This is a genomic window from Flavobacterium sp. FG139, assembly GCF_057809695.1.
Map to the genome: position 1 here is coordinate 83,116 of NZ_JBMDKL010000007.1, position 26,049 is coordinate 109,164.

26 protein-coding genes are annotated in these 26,049 nt (G+C 35.2%); 16 read left to right on the plus strand and 10 right to left on the minus strand.

The annotated features are described in order from the left end of the window. Positions 1 to 97: 97 nt before the first annotated feature. The 4 genes from ACODSI_RS07520 (at position 98) to ACODSI_RS07535 (ending at position 4,143) form a co-directional block, all read left to right on the plus strand. Positions 98 to 793: an SCO family protein gene (locus tag ACODSI_RS07520; RefSeq protein WP_488916222.1), complete on the plus strand. Its 696-nt coding sequence runs from the start codon at positions 98 to 100 to the stop codon at positions 791 to 793. A gap of 123 nt (positions 794 to 916) precedes the next feature. Further along, a complete protein-coding gene (locus tag ACODSI_RS07525; protein ID WP_488916223.1) occupies positions 917 to 1,153 on the plus strand; it encodes a FeoA family protein in 237 nt (78 codons plus the stop codon). Then, a complete protein-coding gene (gene feoB, locus ACODSI_RS07530) occupies positions 1,153 to 3,258 on the plus strand; it encodes a ferrous iron transport protein B (protein ID WP_488916224.1) in 2,106 nt (701 codons plus the stop codon). The genes ACODSI_RS07525 and feoB overlap by 1 nt, the downstream gene beginning before the upstream one ends. Positions 3,259 to 3,297: 39 nt before the next feature. Next, the gene (locus ACODSI_RS07535) at positions 3,298 to 4,143 is read left to right on the plus strand and encodes a hypothetical protein (protein ID WP_488916225.1); all 846 of its coding nucleotides are present in this window, start codon (positions 3,298 to 3,300) and stop codon (positions 4,141 to 4,143) included. A 126-nt stretch (positions 4,144 to 4,269) separates the two neighbouring features. Here the strand turns inward: ACODSI_RS07535 and ACODSI_RS07540 are convergent, their stop codons facing one another. From ACODSI_RS07540 to ACODSI_RS07555, 4 genes are read right to left on the minus strand one after another with little or no spacing between them, the layout of a single operon-like run. Then, positions 4,270 to 4,656: a hypothetical protein gene (locus ACODSI_RS07540; protein WP_488916226.1), complete on the minus strand. Its 387-nt coding sequence runs from the start codon at positions 4,654 to 4,656 to the stop codon at positions 4,270 to 4,272. Beyond that, positions 4,653 to 5,396, minus strand: coding sequence for a COG4705 family protein (locus ACODSI_RS07545; protein WP_488916227.1), 744 nt, complete (start codon positions 5,394 to 5,396; stop codon positions 4,653 to 4,655). Before ACODSI_RS07545 ends, ACODSI_RS07540 begins: the two co-directional genes overlap by 4 nt. Next, on the minus strand, positions 5,393 to 7,270 hold the full coding sequence (locus tag ACODSI_RS07550) for an Nramp family divalent metal transporter (protein ID WP_488916228.1): 1,878 nt from the start codon (positions 7,268 to 7,270) through the stop codon (positions 5,393 to 5,395). Before ACODSI_RS07550 ends, ACODSI_RS07545 begins: the two co-directional genes overlap by 4 nt. A 3-nt stretch (positions 7,271 to 7,273) precedes the next feature. Next, complete coding sequence (locus tag ACODSI_RS07555) at positions 7,274 to 7,927, minus strand: metal-dependent transcriptional regulator (protein WP_488916229.1); 654 nt, start codon at positions 7,925 to 7,927, stop codon at positions 7,274 to 7,276. Between the two features lie 82 nt (positions 7,928 to 8,009). Here ACODSI_RS07555 and ACODSI_RS07560 point away from each other — a divergent pair, with 82 nt between their 5' ends. The 12 genes from ACODSI_RS07560 (at position 8,010) to ACODSI_RS07615 (ending at position 20,489) form a co-directional block, all read left to right on the plus strand. Further along, positions 8,010 to 8,747 carry a transporter gene (locus tag ACODSI_RS07560; protein ID WP_488916230.1) on the plus strand — a complete coding sequence of 246 codons (738 nt, stop codon included), beginning with the start codon at positions 8,010 to 8,012 and terminating at the stop codon, positions 8,745 to 8,747. Position 8,748: 1 nt separating this feature from the next. Beyond that, positions 8,749 to 9,894, plus strand: coding sequence for a lycopene cyclase family protein (locus ACODSI_RS07565; protein WP_488916231.1), 1,146 nt, complete (start codon positions 8,749 to 8,751; stop codon positions 9,892 to 9,894). 254 nt (positions 9,895 to 10,148) lie between these two features. After that, positions 10,149 to 10,559: a BrxA/BrxB family bacilliredoxin gene (locus ACODSI_RS07570; RefSeq protein ID WP_488916232.1), complete on the plus strand. Its 411-nt coding sequence runs from the start codon at positions 10,149 to 10,151 to the stop codon at positions 10,557 to 10,559. A gap of 139 nt (positions 10,560 to 10,698) precedes the next feature. Continuing rightward, positions 10,699 to 12,057 carry an oxygen-dependent tRNA uridine(34) hydroxylase TrhO gene (gene trhO, locus ACODSI_RS07575; protein ID WP_488916233.1) on the plus strand — a complete coding sequence of 453 codons (1,359 nt, stop codon included), beginning with the start codon at positions 10,699 to 10,701 and terminating at the stop codon, positions 12,055 to 12,057. Beyond that, positions 12,057 to 13,298 carry a peptidase U32 family protein gene (locus tag ACODSI_RS07580; protein WP_488916234.1) on the plus strand — a complete coding sequence of 414 codons (1,242 nt, stop codon included), beginning with the start codon at positions 12,057 to 12,059 and terminating at the stop codon, positions 13,296 to 13,298. Before trhO ends, ACODSI_RS07580 begins: the two co-directional genes overlap by 1 nt. Continuing rightward, positions 13,298 to 13,528 carry a ferredoxin gene (locus tag ACODSI_RS07585; RefSeq protein ID WP_488916235.1) on the plus strand — a complete coding sequence of 77 codons (231 nt, stop codon included), beginning with the start codon at positions 13,298 to 13,300 and terminating at the stop codon, positions 13,526 to 13,528. Before ACODSI_RS07580 ends, ACODSI_RS07585 begins: the two co-directional genes overlap by 1 nt. A 162-nt stretch (positions 13,529 to 13,690) precedes the next feature. Beyond that, positions 13,691 to 14,974, plus strand: coding sequence for a PSP1 domain-containing protein (locus ACODSI_RS07590; RefSeq protein WP_488916236.1), 1,284 nt, complete (start codon positions 13,691 to 13,693; stop codon positions 14,972 to 14,974). Beyond that, positions 14,958 to 15,440, plus strand: coding sequence for a gliding motility lipoprotein GldH (locus ACODSI_RS07595; RefSeq protein WP_488916237.1), 483 nt, complete (start codon positions 14,958 to 14,960; stop codon positions 15,438 to 15,440). The genes ACODSI_RS07590 and ACODSI_RS07595 overlap by 17 nt, the downstream gene beginning before the upstream one ends. Before the next feature lie 5 nt (positions 15,441 to 15,445). Beyond that, entirely contained in the window at positions 15,446 to 17,764 is a 2,319-nt protein-coding gene (locus tag ACODSI_RS07600) for a penicillin-binding protein 1A (RefSeq protein ID WP_488916238.1), read from the plus strand. A 145-nt stretch (positions 17,765 to 17,909) separates the two neighbouring features. Further along, positions 17,910 to 18,608 (plus strand): CoA transferase subunit A, encoded by a 699-nt coding sequence (locus tag ACODSI_RS07605; protein ID WP_488916239.1) that lies wholly within the window; start codon positions 17,910 to 17,912, stop codon positions 18,606 to 18,608. Between the two features lie 56 nt (positions 18,609 to 18,664). Further along, positions 18,665 to 19,324: a CoA transferase subunit B gene (locus ACODSI_RS07610; protein ID WP_488916240.1), complete on the plus strand. Its 660-nt coding sequence runs from the start codon at positions 18,665 to 18,667 to the stop codon at positions 19,322 to 19,324. 10 nt (positions 19,325 to 19,334) lie between these two features. Continuing rightward, complete coding sequence (locus ACODSI_RS07615; protein ID WP_488916241.1) at positions 19,335 to 20,489, plus strand: alpha/beta hydrolase-fold protein; 1,155 nt, start codon at positions 19,335 to 19,337, stop codon at positions 20,487 to 20,489. A gap of 76 nt (positions 20,490 to 20,565) precedes the next feature. On the opposite strand, the gene ACODSI_RS07620 is transcribed toward ACODSI_RS07615, so the two are convergent. The 6 genes from ACODSI_RS07620 to ACODSI_RS07645 all read right to left on the minus strand — a co-directional run bounded on the left by ACODSI_RS07620 (position 20,566) and on the right by ACODSI_RS07645 (position 26,030). Beyond that, positions 20,566 to 20,961: a hypothetical protein gene (locus ACODSI_RS07620; protein WP_488916242.1), complete on the minus strand. Its 396-nt coding sequence runs from the start codon at positions 20,959 to 20,961 to the stop codon at positions 20,566 to 20,568. 8 nt (positions 20,962 to 20,969) lie between these two features. Beyond that, a complete protein-coding gene (locus tag ACODSI_RS07625; RefSeq protein ID WP_488916243.1) occupies positions 20,970 to 22,571 on the minus strand; it encodes a fumarate hydratase in 1,602 nt (533 codons plus the stop codon). Positions 22,572 to 22,796: 225 nt separating this feature from the next. Beyond that, the gene (locus ACODSI_RS07630) at positions 22,797 to 24,236 is read right to left on the minus strand and encodes a nucleoside recognition domain-containing protein (RefSeq protein ID WP_488916244.1); all 1,440 of its coding nucleotides are present in this window, start codon (positions 24,234 to 24,236) and stop codon (positions 22,797 to 22,799) included. A 72-nt stretch (positions 24,237 to 24,308) separates the two neighbouring features. Beyond that, on the minus strand, positions 24,309 to 24,683 hold the full coding sequence (locus tag ACODSI_RS07635; protein WP_488916245.1) for a four helix bundle protein: 375 nt from the start codon (positions 24,681 to 24,683) through the stop codon (positions 24,309 to 24,311). Between the two features lie 83 nt (positions 24,684 to 24,766). Continuing rightward, positions 24,767 to 25,480, minus strand: coding sequence for a 3'-5' exonuclease (locus ACODSI_RS07640; RefSeq protein WP_488916246.1), 714 nt, complete (start codon positions 25,478 to 25,480; stop codon positions 24,767 to 24,769). A 76-nt stretch (positions 25,481 to 25,556) separates the two neighbouring features. Then, positions 25,557 to 26,030: a methylated-DNA--[protein]-cysteine S-methyltransferase gene (locus tag ACODSI_RS07645; protein ID WP_488916247.1), complete on the minus strand. Its 474-nt coding sequence runs from the start codon at positions 26,028 to 26,030 to the stop codon at positions 25,557 to 25,559. Positions 26,031 to 26,049 lie beyond the last annotated feature (19 nt).

Consider the following 26,049-nt stretch of genomic DNA (forward strand, 5'->3'; position numbering starts at 1 on the left):
TTGTGTTACAAAATGTTAAAAAAGCCATAATGCGTTTTTGATTGGTGTTTTGAGATTACGGATTCCGAAAGTTGTTTTGTAACTTTGCAAAAAAAAGATGGTTTCCAAACTAAAACAATACAAGATTTTCATTAGTTTTTTTGTGATTTTTTCGATTGTTACTGTTACTGCTTTTTATACTGTTTTAAAACCCAAAAAAACCTTACCCATATACAATCCGAGTGATGTTAATCCAGAATTGGTTGATTCTACCGTGCAATATATTGCAGCAGATCATACCATAGCCGATTTTGCTTTTACCAACCAAAACGGAAAAAAAATTACCCAAAAAGACTATGCAGGAAAAATTTATGTAGCCGATTTTTTCTTCACTACCTGCCAATCTATTTGTCCGAAAATGACTAACAATATGACTTGGTTGCAAAATCAAATTAAGAATAATCCGAAAGTAATGTTGTTGTCTCATTCGGTAACACCCGATATTGACAGTGTTCCAGTTTTAAAAAAATATGCATTGGAAAAAGGTGTGATTGATAGCAAATGGAACTTGGTTACTGGCAATAAAAAAGACATTTATTACATCGCCAGAAAATCCTATTTGGCGGTAAAAACAGGAAATCCTTCGGAACTGTATGATATGGTTCATACTGAGAATTTTGTATTGGTAGATTCTAAAAGACGTGTTCGCGGATTTTATGACGGCACCAATCTTGATGGTCCGACCGAAGCTGGGATTAAAAATGTAAAACAACTTTTAGAAGACATTAATTTTCTTTGTGAAGAAGAAAAATAACAACGCCTTCTCATCAAAAAACAATTGTAAACAAGTTTAAATATTATCTTAAACTTGACAATTATCATGAATTTTACGCAACAAATGTGTACTTTTGTATTTTAATTCAATCTAAATAAAGCCGTGCAAACTACAATTGCTGATCTTAAAATTGGCCAAAAAGGAACGATTTCCGATTTCAATATCGAAGAAATTCCGTTAAAACTACTCGAAATGGGTTGTTTGCCAGGCAATACTATTGAATTAATTCAAATTGCTCCTTTAGGTTGTCCTTTATATTATAATGTAAATGATTCGCATGTTGCCATTCGTTTAGAAACCGCAAAGGAAATAATTGTTGTCATTGAAAATCAAAATTAATGGCAAAAGAACTCATCAAAGTAGCCTTAATTGGCAATCCGAACACAGGAAAAACTTCGGTTTTTAATCATCTTACGGGATTACACCAACAAGTTGGAAATTATCCTGGAATTACTGTTGAAAAGAAAATCGGAACCTGCAAATTATCTGAAGACACCAAAGCAACCATCATTGACTTACCCGGAACCTATAGCTTAAATGCCAGTTCTATTGACGAAAATGTGGTGATTGAATTGTTGATGAACAAGAAAGACGAAAACTTTCCTGATGTAGTGGTCGTGGTGTCTGAAGTGGAAAATTTGAAACGAAATTTACTGCTTTTCACCCAAATTAAAGACTTAGAAATTCCAACCATTTTGGTCATCAACATGAGCGACCGAATGCAATTGAAAGGCATCGAACTGGACATTCCTTTTTTAGAAAATCAACTGAAAACCAAAATTGCTTTGGTTAGTTCTAGAAAAAATATCGGAATTGAGAAAATAAAAGAATTGATTCTGCATTATGAATCGCTTTCTACCGAACCTTGTTTGAATGCTTCATCTATTGATCCCGAATATTTCGATAAACTTCGCAAAGCGTTTCCAAATCAATTGGTTTACAAACTTTGGTTAGTCATCACGCAAGATGTGAATTTCTTGAATTTGGAACGAAATGAAATGAAAAGTTCGTTTACCAAATCGCATGCCGATTTAAAACGATTGCAGCAAAAAGAAACCATCAAACGTTATCAATTTATTAATGATACTTTAAAAATCGGTCAAAAAATTGATCAATCCAAAGCTTCAGATGTTCGAGCAAAATTGGATCGAGTACTGACACATAAAATCTTTGGCTACCTTATTTTCTTTGTGGTTTTATTTGCCATATTTCAGTCTATTTTTGATTGGAGCAGCATTCCAATGGACTTTATCGACAGCACATTTGCCAATTTGGCAACGTATGTAAAAACCCATTTGCCAGCAGGCGAATTTACCAATTTAATCAGTGAAGGAATTATTCCCGGTATTGGTGGTATATTGATTTTCATTCCGCAAATTGCGTTTTTATTTCTATTTATCTCTGTTTTAGAAGAAAGCGGCTATATGAGTCGTGTGGTTTTTTTGATGGACAAAATTATGAGACGGTTCGGACTTTCAGGCAAAAGTATTGTGCCATTAATTTCGGGAACAGCTTGTGCCATTCCGGCCATTATGGGTGCTCGAAATATTGAAAATTGGAAAGAACGATTGATTACGATTTTGGTCACACCTTTCATCACGTGTTCGGCCCGATTGCCCGTTTATGCTATTTTAATTGCCTTAATCATACCCGAAAAAAGAGTTTTAGGATTCATTAGTTTGCAAGGAATGACCTTGATGGTGTTGTACCTTTTAGGTTTTGGAATGGCTATTTTTTCTGCTTTTGTTTTAAATAAAATTTTAAAGATTAGCTCCAAATCCTATTTTGTAGTGGAAATGCCGAGTTATAAAATTCCGCTTTTCAAAAATGTAGCCATTAACATCTTAGAAAAAACCAAATCGTTTGTGTTTGGTGCTGGTAAAATCATTTTAGCGATATCCATTATCTTATGGTTTTTGGGTTCACACGGACCAGGAAAAGATTTTAAAAATGCACAAACAATCATTGAACATGAAGTATATTCTAGTGCTATAGCAATAAATCCATCGGTGATTCCAAATCGTGTTGCCGAATATAAATTGGAACATTCGTATATCGGAATTATCGGAAAATCCATTGAACCTGCCATCCGACCTTTGGGCTACGATTGGAAAATTGGGATTGCTGTTGTGAGTTCGTTTGCCGCTAGAGAAGTATTTGTGGGAACACTTGCTACAATTTATAGTGTTGGCAACAACAGCGACGAAGAAAGCACCATCAAAGAACAAATGAAATACGAAATTCGTGAAGACGGCAAACCAGTTTTCAACCTAGCAACTGGAATTTCGTTACTGCTTTTTTATGCTTTTGCGATGCAATGCGTAAGTACTTTAGCCATAGTGAAGAAAGAAACCAATTCGTGGAAATGGCCAGTCATTCAACTGGTATTTATGAGTGGATTTGCCTATCTCACAGCACTTTTAGCGTATCAATTTCTAAAATAATTTGGTTCAGTTTTTGATAACTACATCGAAATTCATTTTATGAGAAAAAAAGCACTACTTCTTTTTATATTTTTTAGTTTCATCACTTTTGGGCAAAACAAATTAGACAAATCTAAAAATGAACTCAATTCGGGTTCTGCTAAAAAAAATCAAACTAGTTCGTCTAGTTCTAGCACTTCGGGTTCTTCAAAATCAAGATCTTCTTCTGGAGATAATATTTTAGGTAGAGCCATTGCCGATGTTTTTATCTATGCTACGTTTGGTATTTTTAAATACGGCGTGATTGGCGATTATCGAAACGAAGATCATTTATACAGCTATCTAACACCCTATCCTTTTTATAATGGCAAGTCTGGGAATTTTGAAAATGCTGATACCCTTCTTGTTTCCAAAAACAAAGCCCGATTGGACATAGAAAATAGCTTCGTATACAAAGACAACACCTTGTTTGGAAACCATTTTAAAGCCAAAATTCGTCCGTTTCAATATTTTTATATACAAACCGATTTTCATCAATTGTATGAATTTAATAGAATTGACAATACTAATAATCGTCTTTCTTTGTTTCAATTTAACTTAAATTATGATCGAATTCGATTGGAAAAATTTAACTTTGGTTGGAATTTGGGTGCCACCTATGTGGGAAATGAAGTCAGAAAAGCTGGATTTGCCTACGGTTTAAACGCTGAATATTTTATGGGAAATCGCATTAGTTTTATGGGTTCTGCCAAATGGAGTCGCATCAATGGATTTCCGGTGAATGCTTATGAATTACAATGTAAATTTCATAGAAAAAATTACTTTTTTGCCCTTGGGTTAGAGCATTTAAAAATTGCAACACCAACTTATAATTTTGTCGCTTTAGGTGGCGGCATTTATTTTTAATACAAACATTATGCAACAAATACTCGTTTTTTTTGCTTTAGGAATCGCATTATCCTATTTATACAATAAATTTTTTGGAAAGAAAAAACCAAAAAAAAATTGTGGTGACGACGATTGTGGGTGCCATTAATCTTCAAAAACAATAGTGATGTATTGCTTTTTAGGCTTGACAACCTGACCTTCTTTTGGATATGGAAAAACACCTATACTTTTGATTTTCTTCTGAAAATAGTGTTCCAACCATTTGAAATTTTCTTCTTTGTTTTTGGCATTAAACACCAGTGCCTTTTCTTCCACAAATTGCTTGTTGTTATACACCTCAATAGTTGCCGAAACTTCTCCAGCCCATATGCAAGTAACGCCTTCGGGGCATCGTGAATCGTCAAAAACTGTTTTTAAACGCAAGTGAAATCCTTTTTTGGGAAGGCATTTTTTAGTTGTGATTTTAGTTTCATTTTGTCCGTAAAAAATCAAACTGAATAAGAGCGTGCATATTAAAAATATTTTTTTCATAATTTATGTTTTTGATGTTGAGGCGTCACCAATGATGTATAACATACTAAAATTAAAAGAACAGAAAAAAGAATGAATGACGATCCAATAGTTCCAAAATCTAAACCTCCTTTTTCATGTGTTTTTGTTAGTAAATCTCCAAAAGTTGCTCCAAAAGGACGTGTTAATACAAAGGCAATCCAAAATAAAAAAATTCTAGAAATTTTAGTAAAATAATATGCTAAAACAATAATAGTCAAAAGACTCCCAATTAAAATTGCTCCACCTGCAAAACCTAATCCAGAATTATCAGCCAAATAATCTCCGAGTGCCGTTCCTAATGTATTAGAAACTAAAATTGCAGTCCAGTAAAACAGTTCGCCTCGTTTGGTTTTGATATCAGTAACCGACAGCGATTTTTCAAATTTATACCATACTCCTAAAGTCAAGCACAACAAAAAAACTAAAATAATGCTTCCTAAAGCATACCCTAATCCTAAAGTTCTATCCATAAAATCGGACATCGTTGTGCCGGCCGTACTTGTGGAAAGAATCACCAACCAGTAAATAAACGGAACATATTTTTTTGATAACAGTTGTGCAAAAAGCGTCACTAAAAATCCAAACATTAATATTAGAGTACTTACAGCATAGCCAACGTTTAAGGTCATCGAAAGTAAATCTCCAGCTGTTTCACCAAGAGTTGTGGCGCAAATTTTCATTATCCAAAAAAGCAAAGCAACTTCTGGTATTTTTTTCATTTCAAACTTTTTACAATGAATAAAGGTATCGAAATTTTGTGACGTAACTTATCTACTGTAGTACCAAAAATAATATCTTTAAATCCGGTGTGCCCGTGAGTTCCCATCACCAAAATATCAAAACCTCCTTTGTTAATTATAGCTGGAATGGCATTGTACGGCTTTCCAAAACCCAATTGAACATGAACACTATAACCTTTTGCTTTTAAAATAGCTTCATATTTCAACAACAATTTTTCATCAACAGTTGTTTCATGATCGTGTGTATTGCCACCATAAAACATTGCTCCAACGGTTTCAACAACATGAATTAAAGTATAATTTGCATTAGTTCCACCTAATTCCAAAGCATTGTTTATCGCTTTTTCATCGGCTGTAGAAAAATCGACTGCTATGGCAATATGTTTCTTACTAAACGATTCCGTTTTTGAAAAATTCAATTCTTGATTGTGTGGCAAATGATTCTCAATATGATGCTTCATTTTGGTTACAATAGGTTTGATGATGATGTACAATAACAAAATCAAAAAAACAAATGCTAAAGGAACTACTGTAAACCACAAAACCGTAGGATTATCGGAGGTTTCAAGCCATCCACTAATTTCATCAAAAACCAATTTCCCATTTAATGAAACAATAATTAAAGCAATTATCCATGAGGCAACTTGCGTTGTTTTTGAAATTTGAAACCCGTTCATTTTGGTTCGATCACTCACAAAATGAATCAAAGGAATAATGGCAAAACCCAACTGCAAACTCAAAATTACCTGACTTAAAATCAATAATTTCCCAGTTACAGCATCCCCAAAAACAAGAATGGCGATTACGGCAGGAACAATGGCTATTAATCGGGTTATAATTCTTCGAACCCACGGCTGAATGCGCAATTTAAGGTAGCCTTCCATGATAATTTGTCCGGCTAAAGTTCCCGTAATTGTAGAACTTTGTCCAGCTGCAATTAAAGCAACTGCAAATAAAACAGGTGCCCACTTATTTCCTAAAATTGGCGCTAATAATTGATGCGCATCTTGAATTTCGGCAACTTTAAAATAACCGTTTCTATGAAATGCTGCTGCTGCCAAAATTAGAATAGCTGCATTTACAAAAAATGCCAAGTTTAGTGCAATGGTTGAATCAATAAAATTGTATTTCAAAGCTTGCTTGATTCCGGCCTTACTTCTATCAAATTTTCTAGTTTGAACCAAAGACGAATGCAGGTACAAATTGTGTGGCATTACCGTAGCACCAATAATTCCGATGGCAATATACAAGGCCGCTTTGTTGGGTAAGGTAGGGATTAATCCCGTGAGTACTTTTCCCATTTCAGGTTCAGCAAAAATCATTTCAAAAATGAAAGAAAACCCAATAATAGCAATCAATGCAATGATAAAAGCTTCCATCTTTCGAATGCCTTTATTGATTAGAAAAAGCAATAAAAAAGTATCCAAAACCGTGAATAAAACACCATACATTAATGGCAGGCCTGTAAGCAAATTAATACCGATTGCCATACCCAGAACCTCGGCTAAATCACAAGCGGCAATAGCAATTTCGGCCAAAAAATATAAAATATAATTGATGAAAGGCGAATAGGTTTCGCGTGAGGCTTGTGCTAGATCGCGTTGGGTTACAATTCCGAGTCGCGCGCTCAAACTTTGCAGTAGCAATGCCATGATATTACTCATCAATAATACCCAAATTAAAGCATAACCAAACTGGCTTCCACCGGCAATATCAGTTGCCCAATTGCCTGGATCCATATACCCCACACTGATTAAATAGGCTGGTCCGAAAAAAGCCAAGATTTTTCTAAAAGTAGAAGCTTTGCCTTGTGTGGCAACTGATTCGTTAACTTCTTCAAGTGATTTACTCATAATTTATTGAATTTTGATGAATAAATTTTCTGCAATTTTATTGGATATTGAAATGGTTTTGGAATTCAACATTATCGTTAACGACGAGTCAAATTCTTCTTTAGAAACGACTTGTATAGCCGATCCTAATGAAATTTTTTGCTTGTCTAAATACTGCAAAAACTCAGCTGATGAATTTTTTACACCCACACACACGTATTCTTTGTTCAATTCGGCTTCTGATAAAAGTAATTTATCAATTTTAACAATTTCGCCTTTATGATTCGGGATGGGATCGCCGTGCGGATCAAAAGCAGGAAAGCCAAGAAACTCATCCAAGCTATTAATCAGTTTTTCCGATTTAATGTGTTCCAATTCTTCGGCTATTTCATGTACTTCATCCCAAGAAAAATTCAATTTATTGACTAAAAAAACTTCCCACAAACGGTGTTTTCTCACAATCATTTTTGCCGTAATGAATCCTTTTTCGGTAAGTGTAACCCCTTGGTATTTTTGATAGGAAACCAATTCTTTCTCGGATAGTTTTTTCAACATATCGGTTACTGAAGACGCTTTGGTTTCTAACATTCCTGCAATTGCATTGGTATTCACTCCTTTAGGAGACACCAAAGATAAATGGTAAATAACTTTGATGTAATTTTCTTCTGAAATGGTCATTTTTTGAATCATTTTCACAAATATATAAAAATAATTGTCTCTTGTATAAAATATTTTTTAGTTTTGTCTAAAAATTATTTTTATGCGCATCAAAATTTATTTGTTTTTAGTGGTTTCTATTTCATGTTATTCACAAAAAGAACCTTTGGAAGCTGACCGACCCGACCAAACAGAGACGCCTTCTATAGTTCCAAAAGGAATGTTTCAAGTCGAATCGGGATTTACATTTCAGAAAAACACATCTAAAAGCACCACTTTTTCAATGCCATCAACATTGTGGAAATATGGCATTTCTACTACCATTGAACTTCGTCTAATCACAGAATTCATTTTTGAAAAAGATGAAACTCAAAAACAAAATGGACTTTTACCAATTGCTGTTGGTTTTAAAATAAATCTTATGCAAGAAAAAGGTTGGTTACCCAAAACCTCTTTAATATCTCATGTTTCTCTGAAAAATTGGAGTTCTTCAAAGTACAAATACGATTATTATGTGCCCGATTTTCGATTCACAATGCAACACAAATTAGGGAACAACTTCTGTTTAGGCTACAATCTGGGAGCAGAATGGGATGGTTTTACAAAACAATCAACAGCGTTGTATACGCTAACCACAGGTTATTCCATTAATAAAAAATTAGGCTCCTACCTTGAATTATTCGGATTTGCACCACAAAATGAAATTGCATACCACAATTTTGACGGCGGATTTACCTATTTGATTAACAATAATTTTATGGTAGATTTGTCTTCGGGTTTCGGAATAACCCGATCGGCTCCAAAGTATTATTTTGCCTTAGGCGTGTCATTTAGAATCTAACATGAAGCACTATCATTACATTTTTACAGGTTCGGGTTTATCGGCTTTAATGACCGTTTACGAAATGATTCTGTCTGGAAAATTTGATGATAAATCGATTTTACTTTTAGACGAAAATCCAAAAAAAACAAATGATAGAACCTGGTGTTTTTGGGATACTACTTCGTTGTTTGATACAATAGTTTCCAAAAAATGGGATGTTGCGCTTTTTGCTGAGGCAACTTTTCAAAGAAATTTAGATTTGAATCCGTATCAATATAAAATGGTTCGCGGATTGGATTTTTACAACCTTGTTTTCGAAGTGATTTCCAAACAAAATAATATTCATTTCGAGCAACAAAAAGTCATTGATTTTCAAGAATTAGGAAATCATTGTGTGGTAAAAACCAATGTTGAATCCTATACTTGTAATAAAATATTCAACTCCATTTATAATCCTGAGCTTGTAAAAAGTCAAACGAAATACCCATTATTACAGCAACATTTTATAGGTTGGTTTATCAAATCGAAAGAAGAAGTGTTTGATAAAAATACAGCAACTTTTATGGATTTTTCGGTGGAGCAAAAAGGCAATACGCGGTTTATGTATGTTTTACCAACTTCTTCAACCGAAGCATTATTAGAATACACTTTGTTTTCAAAAGACTTGCTTTCAAAAGACGAATATGAAAACGAAATTCAGAATTACATTCAAAAATTAGGCATTTCAGACTACGAAATTGTTGAAAAAGAACAAGGAAACATTCCGATGACGAGTTATCAATTTTGGAAACACAACACCAAAAACATTGTAAATATTGGTTCTATAGGCGGTTGGACCAAAGCCAGCACGGGTTATACTTTTAAAAACACCACCAAAAAATCGAAAGCATTAGTTCAGTTTTTATCTAAAGAATCTGACTTCCGAAAATTCCATAAAACAGATAAATTCTGGTACTATGATTTATTGTTTTTAGATGTTTTATTCCGACGAAATGACTTGGGTTCCACCGTGTTTTCGGCCTTATTTAAAAAAGGAAATCCAACGTTAATATTCCAATTTCTTGATGAGGAAACTTCGTTGTGGGAAGATGTACAAGTCATTTGGAAATGTCCAAAAGGTTTGTTTATTACTGCTTTACTTCGAAGAATAACTAGATTGCGTTAGGGATTGCAGCAATTGTTTGAGTTCTTTTGCAAAATGCAATGGAGCAAAAAACGAGTGCGGAAAGCCCGACCTTGTTGCTAAGATGAATTTTCAATTTAGAATATTATTGTGCAACAGGGTAACGCCCAAATTATCTATAGAACGATAACAAATCTTTATGATTGGAATCATTCTAAAAACGAGATTTCTCTTTATCTTTGCACTGATTTTATAATCGAAATTCAAAAATCCTTAATCTTAAATCATAACTAATTATGTATCCAGAAGAAATGGTAAGACCAATGAGAGCAGAACTTTCTGACGCTGGTTTTCAAGATTTATATAATGCAGAAGACGTAAAAAACGCCATTAAAGCAGAAGGAACAACACTTGTAGTTGTAAATTCGGTTTGTGGTTGTGCAGCACGTAATGCACGTCCAGGTGCCAAAATGAGTTTAGACGGAGCTAAAAAACCTGATCATTTAATCACGGTTTTTGCTGGTGTGGATAAAGAAGCGGTTGATGCTGCAAGAGCGGAAATGTTTCCTTTTCCTCCATCATCACCAAGTATGGCGTTATTCAAAAACGGCGAATTGGTTCACATGTTAGAACGTCACCACATTGAAGGTCGTCCAGCGGAAATGATTGCAGACAACTTGAAAGACGCTTACGCAGAATTCTGTTAATTTTTCCTATTTTAAAAAATCTAACCCTTCCAGAGTTTAAAACTCTGGAAGGGTTTTTTAATTATTTTCTTTACATTTGCACCCGAATTCTTCCATTTAGAGTTCGAAAAAACATATTTCTCACTTAAACGTTTATAGCATGCAACTGTATAACACCTTAAGCGCAGAAGAAAGAGCTCAATTAATTGATGAAGCCGGACAACAACGCCTTACATTATCTTTCTATGCGTATGCCAAAATTGAAGATCCCAAAAAATTTCGCGACGATTTATTTATCCAATGGAACAAACTCGATGCTCTTGGTCGAACTTATGTAGCCAAGGAAGGAATTAATGCTCAAATGAGTGTTCCAGCAGAAAACTTTGAAGCTTTTAGAGAAACATTAGAAGCTTATGAATTCATGCGAGGTATTCGTTTGAATGTTGCCGTAGAACACGACGATCATTCGTTTTTGAAATTAACCGTAAAAGTTCGAGATAAAATTGTAGCCGATGGTTTGAACGACGAAACGTTTGATGTAACCAACATCGGTGTGCATTTAAAAGCCAAAGAATTCAATCAAATATTAGAAGATCCAAACACCATTGTAGTCGATTTTAGAAATCACTACGAAAGTGAAATCGGTCATTTTAAAGGTGCCATAACTCCCGATGTAGAGACTTTTAGAGAAAGTTTGCCTATTATCAACGAACAATTAAAAGATTTTAAAGAAGATAAAAATTTGGTGATGTATTGCACTGGAGGAATTCGTTGTGAAAAAGCATCAGCCTATTTTAAGCATCAAGGTTTTAAAAATGTATTTCAGTTAGAAGGCGGCATTATCAATTATGCCAAACAAATCAAAGAAGAAAACTTAGAAAGCAAATTCATCGGAAAGAATTTCGTTTTTGATCATCGCCTAGGCGAACGCATTACCGACGATATTGTTTCACAATGTCACCAATGCGGAAAACCGTGTGATAATCATACCAATTGCTTGAATGATGGATGTCATTTATTGTTTATTCAATGCGACGATTGTAAAGCGGCAATGGAAAATTGTTGTTCGTCAGAATGTTTAGAAATTACACATTTGCCATTAGCTGAACAAGTGAAATTACGTCGCGGAAAACAAGTAGGTAACAAAGTGTTCCGAAAAGGGAAATCGGAGAATTTGAAATTCAAACATTCGGGTGAACTTTCCGACAAACCTTTAGCTGTTGCCAATAAATCCAATGACATTCGTCAGAAAATAAAAATCAAAAAAGTACTTCTTGGGAACGTTCAACATTACTATGTAAAAGCGCAAGTAGGACTTTTCATCATTGAAAATAACGAATTAAACATTGGCGATAAAATCTTAATTTCGGGACCAACAACTGGAAATAAAGAATTGGTTTTAGAAAAAATGTTGGTTAATGGAAATGAAAATGCTGTTGCTAAAATTGGTGATAAAGTTACCTTCGAAGTGCCTTTTAGAGTAAGATTGTCAGATAAATTGTTTAAAATTATCAGCTAATGACAGCTTCAGGAAAGATAGAATTAATGGCTCCAGCCGGGAATTTCGAATCTATGCAAGCAGCTTTAGACAATGGTTGTGATTCGATTTATTTTGGCGTTGAACAACTAAATATGCGTGCAAGAGCCACCGTAAATTTCGTTTTAGATGATTTACCTGAAATTGCTCGCCGATGCAAAGAAAAAAATGTTAGAACTTATCTAACTCTTAATACAATTATTTACGATCACGATTTATCCATCGTAAAAACACTTTTGACCAAAGCTAAAGAAGCTGGAATTACTGCTGTAATAGCATCTGACCAAGCGGTAATTATGACGGCAAGAACTATTGGAATTGAAGTGCATATTTCTACGCAACTGAATGTTACTAATATTGAAACGGTTAAGTTTTATGCAATGTTTGCCGATACCATTGTACTTTCAAGAGAATTGAGTTTGCGTCAAGTGAAAAAAATCACTGATGACATCGAAAAAGAACAAGTAAAAGGTCCAAGTGGGAATTTAGTTGAGATTGAGATTTTTGGTCACGGAGCTTTATGTATGGCGGTTTCAGGTAAATGTTATTTGAGTTTGCATTCGCATAATTCTTCAGCAAATCGTGGTGCTTGCAAGCAAAATTGTAGAAAAAAATACACTGTAATTGATCAAGAAAGCGGAAACGAATTAGAAATTGACAACGAATACATCATGTCGCCAAAAGATTTATGTACGTTAGATTTTCTAGACCAAGTAATCGATTCTGGAATAAAAGTTCTAAAAATTGAAGGTCGAGGAAGAGCTGCTGATTATGTGGCAACGGTTATAAAAACATATCGTGATGCTATCGATTCGTATTACGAAGGAACTTTCACCAAAGAAAAAGTCATTACTTGGATGGAATCGTTATCAACGGTTTACAATCGTGGTTTTTGGAGTGGCTATTATTTAGGACAAAAAATGGGCGAATGGTCGGATAATCCTGGTTCGAGTGCGACTCAAAAGAAAGTTTACGTTGGAAAAGGAATGCATTTTTTTGTAAAATCAAGCATAGCCGAATTCAAAATCGAAGCTTATGACATCAAAAAAGGTGATAAAATTCTAATTACAGGGCCAACCACTGGTGCACAAGAATTGGTTATTGAAGATATGTTTGTAAACGATGTCAATTCAGATAAAGCAACCAAAGGTGACAGTTGCACAATGAAATTACCTTTCCGAATTCGTTTGTCTGACAAAATGTATAAAATTGTAGAAAACTAATGGTCATTGTTACGCTTCAAAGAGACAAATGCATTGGTTGCAATTATTGTGTAGAAATGGCTCCAGCACAATTTCAAATGTCTAAAAAAGATGGAAAATCTGTGCTACTAAAATCTGTAAACACCAAAGGTTTTTTTACCCTAAAATCGGCAGATCACACCATTGTAGAAAATTGTCAATTGGCACAAAAAGCTTGTCCAGTTCATATTATTACGATAAAAGAAACTTAAAATCAAGAGGTTGTAAACAACTTAAAAATCCAAATTTCAAGGCTGAAATATCCCTTGGAATTTGGATTTTTTTATTGGAATTTATTTTATAAAAATACTATCTTTACCAATTAATCGTTTTATGAACTGAAATTGCTTTTTAGCAATACTACCTATATAATTATGGCATGTACAAGTTGTTCAACTTCTGATGGTGGCGCACCAAAGGGTTGTAAAAATAATGGGACTTGCGGCACCGATAGCTGCAACAAATTAACGGTTTTCGATTGGTTGGGAAATATGAATTTGCCTAACGGCGAAGCGCCTTTTGATTGTGTCGAAATCCGTTTCAAAAATGGACGAAAAGAGTTTTACCGCAATACTGAAAAACTAACGTTAAGCATTGGCGATGTGGTGGCTACCGAAGCTTCACCAGGCCATGATGTCGGAATTGTAACCCTTACAGGTGAATTGGTTAAAATTCAAATGAAGAAAAAAGGAGTGGCGCTTACCAGTCCTGATATACTGAAAATTTACCGAAAAGCATCCCAAAAAGACATTGATATTTGGAGTGAAGCACGCGACAAAGAAGAACCAATGAAGGTAAAAGCACGTGAAATTGCTATTGCTTTAAAACTGCAAATGAAAATTTCTGACATTGAATTTCAAGGTGATGGATCGAAAGCCATTTTTTATTATACAGCAGATGATCGTGTAGATTTTCGTCAATTAATTAAAGAATTTGCACAATCTTTCAAAACCAGAATCGAGATGAAACAAGTAGGTCTTCGTCAAGAAGCGGCGCGTTTAGGTGGAATTGGCTCGTGCGGTAGAGAATTGTGTTGTTCTACGTGGTTGACCGATTTTAGAAGTGTAAATACCGCGGCGGCTCGATACCAACAATTGTCGTTAAACCCACAAAAATTAGCCGGACAATGTGGTAAATTAAAATGTTGTTTGAACTATGAGTTGGACACGTATCTTGACGCATTGAAAGATTTTCCCGATTTTGACACCAAATTACACACCGAAAAAGGTGATGCCATTTGTCAAAAACAAGATATTTTCAAAGGCTTAATGTGGTTTGCTTACACCGATAATTTTGCCAATTGGCATGTATTGAAAATTGAGCAAGTAAAAGAAATAATAGCTCAAAATAAAGAGAAAAAACGCGTTTCTTCGTTAGAAGATTTTGCTATCGAGGTTACAACTGAACCAGAAGCAAATTTCAATAATGCTATGGGGCAAGAAAGTTTAACGCGTTTTGATCAACCAAAAAAGAGCAAAAGCAAAAATAAAAACAGAAATAAAAACAGGGTACAAAATTCAACCCAAAAACAGGGTGAAAAACCTGCTGTAAATCCGAATCAAAATAAAGGACAAAACCCAAACAAAGGGCAAAATCCGAATCAAAAACCTCAAAACAAAAGACCAATAATCATTAAAAAGAATGAAGATAAAAAATAGTTTACTGTTTCTTTTAGTAGCGCTTTTGATTATCTCTTGTGATAAAAAAAGAGTTTTTGACGAGTACAAATCGGTTGGAAATTCATGGCATAAAGACAGTGTTATTACGTTCAAATTACCAAAATTAGAAAATGGAAAGAACTACAATTTATTTGTAAACGTGCGTGACAACAACGACTATCCATTTGATAATTTATTTTTAATTGTTTCCCTAGAACAACCCAATAAAAAAACACTGGTCGATACTTTAGAATACAAAATGGCAAATCCCGATGGTAGTTTGATGGGCGATGGATTTACCGATATCAAAGAAAGTAAATTGTTTTACAAAAAAACAGCCTTTAAACTAAAAGGGGATTATAAAATTCACATCCAACAAGCCGTTAGACAAACCGGTAAAGTGACTGGTGTGGATAACTTAAAAGGAATCACAGAAGTAGGTTTTAGAGTTGAATCTATAGACTAAAAATTATGGCACAAAAAACGAATACGCAATCAAAAGCAGCGCCTGTAAAAGACATCAAATACTACCAAAAGAAATTTTGGAAAGTGTTTTTCTACAGTCTTGGCGGTGTGTTCTTATTTTTTCTATTCGCTTCATGGGGACTTTTTGGAAAAATGCCGTCCTTTGAAGATTTAGAAAACCCAAATTCCAATTTAGCTACTGAAATTATCTCTTCAGATGGTGTGACCTTGGGTAAATTTTACAACGAAAACAGAACGGCAATCAAATACAAAGATTTACCAAAATCATTAGTTGATGCCCTAGTTTCAACCGAAGACGAACGTTTTTACGAACATTCCGGAATTGATGCTCGTAGAACTTTTGGCGCCGCTTTAAAACTAGGATCCAATGGTGGTGCAAGTACCATAACACAACAATTGGCTAAAAACTTATTCCATGGTGAAGGTTCTAAATTTCTTCCTTTTCGTATCATCCAAAAAGCAAAAGAATGGATTATTGCAGTACGTTTAGAAAGACAATATACCAAAAACGAAATCATTGCTTTATATTTCAATCAAATTGATTTCGTAAACGGAGCGGTCGGAATTCGTTCTGCTGCCAAAGTATATTTTAACAAAGAACCTCGTGACTTAAACGTCGAAGAAAGTGCCTTGTTAGTAGGAATGCTAACCAATCCTTCTCATTTTAACCCGAACCGTTTTCCAGAAAGAGCCTTAAAAAGAAGAAATATCGTTCTTGGTCAGTTGGTTCGAAACCATCATTTAGAAGAAGCCGCTAAAAAAATCCTAGAGAAAAAACCAATCGCCCTAAACTTTCATCCCGAAAGTCATCTTGATGGAACAGCAACTTACTTTAGAGAATACCTTCGCGATTACATGAAAAATTGGGTGAAAGAAAATAAAAAACCCGATGGTGAAGAATATAATATTTATGGTGACGGATTAAAAATCTATACCACTATTGATTCTAAAATTCAAGAACATGCCGAGGAAGCGGTACTCGCTCACATGAAAAATCTGCAAGAAGAATTCTGGATCCAACAAAAGCAAAACAAAAATGCTCCATTCGTAAATATTACTGATGTAGAAACCGATAAAATCATCAAGCAAGCCATGAAGAACTCCGAACGTTGGAGAATCTTGAAAGCGGATGATAAAACCGATGAAGAAATTATTGCTTCGTTCAGTAAAAAAACGAAAATGACCGTATTTACCTGGAAAGGCGAACGCGATACCATCATGACACCACTCGATTCCATACGCTATTACAAACATTTCCTACAAGCCGGATTAATGTCAATGGAACCACAAACTGGACAAGTAAAAGCATGGGTTGGTGGAATCAATTACAAATATTTCCAATACGATCACGTAGGTCAAGGTGCCCGTCAAGTGGGATCTACCTTCAAACCTTTTGTTTATGCAACCGCAATAGAACAACTCGGAATGTCGCCTTGCGATACCTTGTTAGATGCGCCTTTCATGATTCACAAAGGCCGCCATCACGTTACCGAAGATTGGGAACCTAGAAATTCCGACCAAAAATACCGCGGTATGATGACACTAAAAAGAGCCTTGGCCAATTCGGTAAACATCATTTCAGCTAAATTAATTGATAAAACCGGACCCGAAGCGGTAGTTGCCCTAACACACAAATTAGGAGTTACGTCTGAAATTCCAGTTCAACCCTCCATCGCACTTGGTGCCGTAGACATTACCGTGCAAGATATGGTGGCTGCCTACAGTACATTTGCGAATCAAGGAGTATACATCAAACCGCAATTCATCTCTAGAATAGAAGATAAAAATGGTGCGGTGGTATACGAACCTGTTCCCGAATCACATGATGTTCTTAATAAAGATGTGGCTTTTGCCGTAATCAAATTATTAGAAGGCGTTACCGAAGGTGGTTCTGGTGAACGTCTTAGAACCGAAAGTGGTGGCGCCGGAGACAACCGTTGGACCGGCTATCCGTATGTGTTTAAAAATCCAATTGCGGGTAAAACCGGTACGTCGCAAAATCAATCAGACGGTTGGTTTATCGGAATGGTGCCTAATTTAGTAACCGGAATTTGGGTAGGATGTGAAGATCGTTCGGCGCACTTTAAAAGCATTACGTATGGTCAAGGAGCAACTGCTGCCCTACCAATATGGGGTTATTTTATGGAAAAATGCTACGAAGATCCCGATTTGCAAATATCCAAAGATGAATTTCAAAGACCCGATAATTTTAACATCAAAGTTGATTGCTGGTCGCCTCCTAAAAAAGTAGCCAACGATTCGACCGATATTGAAGAACAAAATCTAGATCAATTCGGAATTTAAATGAGAAGCTAATCCTGCTATCCGTTGCAATCTTTCTTGTTTTAAAGAAAAACAAGAAAGGATTTCCACTACTATCAGGGCTAAACTCACTAAAAGTTCCGAACCAATTTAAAGGTATAGAAAACCGTAAAATGCACCGCTTACAATGATTAATAAAAAAGTAAATTCCGTTCAAGAAGCACTTCAAGGCATTGAAGACAACATGACCATTATGTTGGGTGGCTTCGGACTTTGTGGAATTCCCGAAAATTCTATTGCTGAATTAGTAAAAAAACAAACCAAAAACCTAACCTGCATTTCTAACAATGCTGGTGTAGACGATTTTGGTCTTGGTTTGTTATTGCAACAAAAGCAAATCAAAAAAATGATTTCTTCTTATGTGGGTGAAAACGCCGAATTTGAGCGCCAAATGCTTTCGGGCGAATTGGACGTAGAGTTGATTCCACAAGGAACTTTAGCCGAACGTTGTCGTGCAGCGCAAGCCGGAATTCCAGCATTTTTCACGCCAGCAGGTTACGGAACTGAAGTTGCTGAAGGAAAAGAAGTACGCGAATTCAATGGAAAAATGCACGTGATGGAACATGCTTTCAAAGCCGATTTTTCTATCGTAAAAGCATGGAAAGGCGATGAAGCCGGTAACTTGATTTTTAAAGGAACTGCTCGTAATTTCAATCCGTGTATGTGTGGCGCTGGAAAAATAACCATCGCCGAAGTAGAAGAATTACTTCCAGTTGGAAGCTTAAATCCGAACGAAATTCACATTCCTGGAATTTTAATCCAACGTATTTTTCAAGGTGAGAAATTTGAGAAAAGAATTGAGCAACGAACTGTTAGACAAAAATAATTTGAGGATTTATTTCTTATTTTCAAATCATCAAATTTTCAAATCATCAAATTAAAATGGCATTAGACAAAAACGATATCGCAAAAAGAATAGCTAAAGAAGTAAAAGACGGCTATTATGTAAACTTAGGAATTGGGATTCCAACCTTAGTTGCGAATTATGTTCGCACGGATATTTCTGTAGAATTTCAAAGTGAAAACGGTGTACTCGGAATGGGACCATTTCCGTTTGAAGGTGAAGAAGATGCCGATTTAATCAATGCTGGTAAGCAAACCATCACCACCTTACCTGGAGCAAGTTTTTTCGATTCTGCTTTCAGTTTCGGAATGATTCGTGGACAGCATGTAGATTTAACCATTCTTGGTGCCATGGAAGTTTCTGAAAACGGCGACATCGCCAACTGGAAAATCCCAGGAAAAATGGTAAAAGGTATGGGCGGCGCTATGGATTTAGTGGCCTCTGCCGAAAACATCATCGTAGCCATGATGCACGTTAATAAAGCTGGAGAAAGCAAAATTCTAAAAAAATGCAGCTTACCCTTAACTGGCGTGGGTTGCGTAAAAAAAGTAGTAACCGAATTGGCCGTTTTAGAAATTACTCCCAACGGTTTCAAATTACTAGAACGCGCACCTGGCGTTTCTGTAGAACACATTATTGCGTCAACAGAAGCTGATTTAATCATTGAAGGAAACATTCCTGAAATGCAAATTGATTAAAATAATTTCCATGAAAAAAAGCTGTATTCTATTGGTATTTATGTTGCTAAGCATCGGAATATATGCTCAAGAACATGTTGATTTTGGCAAAAAGAAAGAAGTTATTTCACCTGAAATCAATGCTGATAAAAGTGTCACCTTCCGATTGGAAGCTAAAGATGCTAAAATCGTAACCATTCAAGGAGATTGTGTTCCTGAAGGAGGCACTTTAACCAAAAATGAAGACGGCGTTTGGACGTTTACTACTAAACCCTTAGCACCCGAATTATACAGTTACAGTTTTAACGTTGATGGTGTCAAAGCCCTTGACCCAAACAATGCATTTGTTACCAGAGACGTTGCTACCATCGTCAACATCTTTTTAGTTGATGGCGGAATAGCCAATTTGTATAAAGTAACCGATGTACCACACGGAACTGTTGCCAAACGTTGGTATGAATCGCCTACATTACAAAAAACAAAACGTTTAACGGTTTATACACCTCCAAGTTACGAAAAAAGTAAGGATAAATATCCGGTTTTGTATTTAATGCACGGTGCTGGTGGTGACGAAGAAGCATGGATGGAACTGGGAAGAACCGCACAAATTTTAGACAATTTAATAGCACAAGGCAAAGCCAAACCCATGTTGGTTGTAATGACAAACGGAAACGCTGGACAAACGGCAGCGCCTGGCGAATCTAGCGAAGGTTTTGTAAAACCCATTTTTATTCGTCCCGAAATGTTTTCAGGAATGACTGAAAAAGCATTTGGCGATGTCATTTCTTTTGTAGAATCGGAATATCGAGTTAAAAAGGAAAAAGCATCGAGAGCCATCGCTGGATTGTCCATGGGTGGCATGCACACCATCGTTATTTCTGCTAATTTTCCGAATACTTTTGATTACATCGGTGTATTTTCTTCAGCCATGTTGCAAGACAAAAACAGCACCGTTGATTTTTATCAAAACATGAATCAGAAACTTAAAGTTCAAAAAGACAATGGCTTTAAATTGTATTGGATTGGCATCGGAAAAGACGATTTCTTGTATAAAAAATGTGTCGAGTTTCGAAGTGATTTAGACACTGTAAATCTTAAATATACCTATAAAGAAACCAATGGCGGACATACGTGGTCCAATTGGCGTGTATATTTAGCCGAATTTGTCCCTATGTTATTTAAATAAAATATAACTCTACAAACATCAAATAAAAAATGCCTCACTTAATTAGCGAGGCATTTTTATTTCTATAAAAGTTAAACTATTTTTTAGATTCTAAATAGTCAATAATCACTGGTGATGCGTGGGTGAAACTTGGAAATTGCTCTATCATACTCACCGCTCGTTTTTTATTTAATTTATACGTTAAATCAAATTCGGTAGTAAACAAAATTGCTGACAAAAATGGATTGTTAATGAATGTTAACAATCGTTCAAAAGCTACATCTATGGTGTGAATTTCAATAATTTCTTCCTTTTGAAACTTAAATTTCAATTCCAAATGCAACGCATTTTCATCAAAAATTGGACGCACGTAAATGTTCATCAATTCTGTATTTCCAATAGTTTTTGCAAGCGTTAACTTGGCAAAAGTTCCATCTTCTAAACTGGTCTTAACTTTGGCATAAAATTCTGAAAATGATTCTTTAAAAAGCATCGTTACCATTATAAATTAGCAAAAAAATCGTTGCCTTTATCATCGGTAATAATGAACGCCGGAAAATCTTTAACGGTTATTTTACGTACCGCTTCCATTCCGAGCTCTTCAAAATCAACCACTTCCACTTTTAGAATATTGTCTTGTGCTAAAATGGCTGCGGGTCCACCAATCGAACCCAAATAGAAACCGCCATACGTTTTACAAGCTTCCATTACTTCTTTGGTTCGGTTTCCTTTAGCCAACATAATCATACTTCCGCCAGCTTTTTGGAATTCTTCAACATACACGTCCATTCGCCCAGCAGTAGTGGGTCCGAAACTTCCTGATGGCATTCCATCTGGCGTTTTTGCCGGTCCAGCATAATATACTGGATGATTTTTAAAATACTCTGGCATTGGTTTTCCTGCATCCAATAATTCTTTGATTTTAGCATGAGCAATATCTCGAGCTACAATCAATGTCCCGTTTAATTTCAATCGTGTTTTAATTGGATATTTAGATAATTCTGCTAAAATGTCTTTCATCGGACGGTTCAAATCTACTTCTACTGCAGCTTCTAAATGCGGTGGAACGGCTGGTAAAAATTGTTGTGGATTGACCTCCAACTGCTCTAAAAAAATACCATCTTTAGTAATTTTCCCTTTGATATTTCTATCGGCTGAACAGGAAACTCCCAATCCAACTGGACAAGAAGCAGCGTGACGTGGCAAACGAATTACACGAACATCATGGGCAAAATATTTACCGCCAAACTGAGCACCGATAGCACTTTCTTGACAATATTGCAATACTTTTTGTTCCCATTCCAAATCACGAAAAGCTTGACCCGCCATATTTCCAGAAGTGGGTAGATGGTCAAAATAGCCTGCCGATGCTTTTTTAACGGCTGCTAAATTGGCTTCAGCAGAAGTTCCTCCAATTACCAAGGCTAAATGGTAAGGTGGACAAGCAGAAGTTCCTAAATCTTTTATTTTTTCGCGAACAAATTCTTCCATTGATTTTTCGTTCAACAACGATTTTGTTTTTTGATACAAGAACGTTTTATTGGCAGAACCGCCACCTTTTGTTAGAAACAAAAACTCGTAAGAAGCGCCTTTTTTAGCATAAATATCAATTTGAGCCGGAAGATTGGAACCTGAATTTTTCTCTTCAAACATCGAAATCGGTACAATTTGCGAATAGCGAAGATTCTTATTTTGAAATGTATTGAAAATTCCTTTGGATAACCATTCGGCATCATCAACACCAGTATAAACACTTTCTCCTTTTTTAGCCATCACAATTGCGGTTCCTGTATCTTGACACGATGGCAACTGACCTTCAACGGCTACAGAAGCATTCTGTAATAAATTGTATGCTACAAATCGATCGTTGTCGGTTGCTTCTGGGTCGTTTAAAATGTTTTGTAGTTTTTGTAAATGAGCGGTTCGCAACATAAAAGAGACATCATTCATGGCTTCTTGAGCCAACAATTCTAAGCCTTTCGGGTCAACATTTAGTATTTCTCTGTCTCCAAACTGTTCTACTTTTACGTAATCGGAAGATAATTTTTTGTATTGTGTATCGTCTTTTAATATCGGATACGGGTCTTGATATATAAAGTCCATTATAAATATTTTTGAAATGTAAAGTTACGGAAAGTTGGTGGAATGAAGAAAATTATGTCTTAGAATAAAATACTAAAACAACAATAATAAGAAAGATTAAACCTATCACTGAATTATCCTTTTTTGCTATTTCATCTATTGATTTAGCACCTAAATTTATCATCCACATTAGTGTGTTTCCAATAAAATGGCATAGTAGTTTTGTGTATAGCATTGCTTTCTATTTTAGAAAAACCAACTTGCCACAAATATCGCTGTAATCACACAAATCAAATCAACCAAAAGCATGGTTCCTAAAGCGTAACGGGTATTTTTTATATTAACCGATCCAAAGTACACTGCAATGACATAAAAAGTGCTTTCAGCGCTACATTGAAAAATACTACTCAATCTACCAGTCATAGAATCGGCACCAAACGTATTCATGGAATCAATCAAAAATCCTCGCGAACCTGCCGAACTAAAAGGTCTGAGCATTGCTACAGGAAGGGCATCCGTAATTTCTTTACTCACTCCCATATTGGAAAAACCAAAAGCAATCCAGTTACTAAGAATTTCAAACAAACCACTGTTTCGGAATAAAGAAATCGCCACTAACATTCCCAAAACATAAGGAAAAATGGTAACTCCAGTTTTGACACCATTATTGGCGCCCGACACAAAAGCTTCAAAAACCGTAGTTTTAGCATCGGTAAATTTCTTTTCTTTTAAAAAAGAGAACAACAAAGTAAAAACAATGATTCCCACCAATATCAGTCCGGAAAGATTGGATGTGAAATAGTTTTTCCCTATTAAATCCAGATGATTGACATACATCAACAAACCCACAATGGCAGCAATTAACGTAATTAAAACCACCACCAAAGAAGCACTTTTAAAATTAATTTTCTGTTTAATTCCGACAATAAGAAAAGCAGCAATAGTACCAATAAAAGAGGTAATAATACACGGTAACATTACGTCGGCAGGATTACTAGCGTTGGCGGCAGCACGGTAACCAATAATAGACGTTGCTATTAAAGTGAGACCCGAAGCGTGCAAACACAAAAACATAATTTGAGCATCACTCGCCTTTTCTTTTTCGGGGTTTAATTCTTGCAAACTTTCCATGGCTTTTAAACCAAAGGGTGTTGCAGCCGAATCCAATCCCAAGAAATTGGCTGCGAAATTCAACGTCATGTAGGAAATGGATGGATGATTTTTTGGAACACTCGGAAACACTTTTACAAATACCGGACTCAAGAGTTTAGCCAATTTTGCTGAAGCTCCTGAGATAATTAAAAGTTCCATCAATCCACAGAAAAAAGCTAAATAAGCTATTAACGGAAGTATTAAATCGACCAAAGTGTTTTTGCAAGTTGCCAATAAACCATCACTTTTTTGCTTACCACTATAAATTTTTATGGTTTTGTTTGAAAAAACATATGTGGAATCGATATTTGTAGTGTCACGGTTGACAATCATGGTTTTATCTGGCGCTTTTTCAATACTGTCTTTGATAAAAACCGGTACATCTTGAAGGTATTTTTCGGATACTAAAATTGGATCGTCTTTTTTTCCGTTCAATATAAAATCGATGGTGTAGCTGTTTCCGGTAAACAAACTAACCACAACAAATACAATTGATGCAATAAAAATAGTGAGCCAAAATCTACTTAATACCATGATTTGTTTTTTTGTAAATGTACTTATTCAAAAATCAATTTCAAAAAGCAACTTCAACTTCAAAATTTAAAATTAAGAATTACTTTTATTAATTATCATTTTTGAAGCTATAGCTATTAATTCTTCAACTTCAATTAGAAGAAGAGTTCTAATATCTTGGCTACCTTCATTTATATAATTTAATATTTTTAAGGAATTTCTAGATTCTTTTAGCTCTTTAACAACTAATGTGAATTTGAATATCAAATCTTTATCACTAGTTGTTCCTTGAGATTCGCCAAAATTTAAAGAAGAACCTCCTGATGAACGGATAAGTTGATTTTTATAATATTCGTTTTCGTAGCTTTTGTCTAATTTTCGTGTAAAGAAAATACATTCTCCAGCAAAACGAATTAACCTTTCATCAAAATTAAAAATTTTCTCTTCAAATGGATTTTGTGAATTCATAGTTTTTAGTTTCAAGTCAACTTTTGAAATTGACTTTTGAAATTGAAGTTGATTTTTGAAGTTGATTTTTGAAATTGATTTTTTTACACATGAATAATTTCATCGTCAATCAATAAATCTTCTTTTCTAAAACGAAGAAATACTTGTGCTACTGCAATAACATCTTTTTCGCAATAGGTTACAATTCTATCAATATCTTTTTCAACATAAAAAACGTGACCCACTTGACTGCCATCGATATCGCCTTTGGGAGAAGGAATGTTAAGGATTTTAGTCAGTAATTTTAATGAGGTGAAATGTTTGTAATCGCCAAATTTCCATAATTCTAAAGTGTCTAAATGCGCAATTTCCCACGGCTTTTTACCAAATAAATTGAGTTTGCCTGGAATCGAAACTTGATTGATAATCATGCGTCGCGCGATGAATGGAAAATCGAATTCTTTGGCGTTATGACCACACAAAATATGTTGCGCTCCATTAAAATGATTGTTCAACAAATTATTAAAATCGAGCAAAATTTTCTTTTCTTCTCCAAAAAAAGACGTTACTCTAAAATTGCGAATGTCGCCTTTGATGACAAAATAACCTACAGAAATGCAAACAATTTTTCCGAATTCGGCCCAAATTCCAGCACGGTCGTAAAAATCTTCAGGAGTGTATTCGTCTTTGCGTTGGTATTGGGTTTTGAGTTCCCAAAGTTGTTTCATTTCTTCGTCAAGCGAATGGAAATGTTCTTCTTGAGGTACGGTTTCAATGTCAAGAAATAAGATGTTGTCTAATTTAATTTTTTCTATCATGGCGTTTATATTAAAAATAAGTCTTCTACGAAATTAAATAAATATTGCTTTCGTTGAATTGAAAAAAGTATTTATTTTAAAACAGACTTTGTTGATGGGTTGGATTTTCGTGTTCTAAAAGCCATTTTTTACGCCACAATCCTCCTGCATAACCCGTTAAAGAACCGTCGGTTCCGATAATACGATGGCACGGAACTACAATCCAAAGTGGATTTTTACCATTGGCAGATGCGACAGCACGAATGGCTTTTACATCGCCTAATTTTTTAGATAAATCTAAGTAAGACATGGTTTTGCCAAAAGGAATATTGCCTAACTCTTGCCAAACTTTTTGTTGGAATTCAGTCCCTTTTGGACTTATTTTAAAATCGAAATGGGTTCTTGTTCCGGCAAAATACTCGTTGAGTTGGGTAACTGCCGCTTTCAATTCGTTTGGAATTGTAGCTGAAATTACTCCTTCCTCTAGAATTGAAATTTGAGAAATACCGTTTTCATCACCAACAATTTTTGTGGTTCCTAGTGGTGAATTGATGAAAACTATTAGTGCCATGGCTGATTTATTTCGGAAC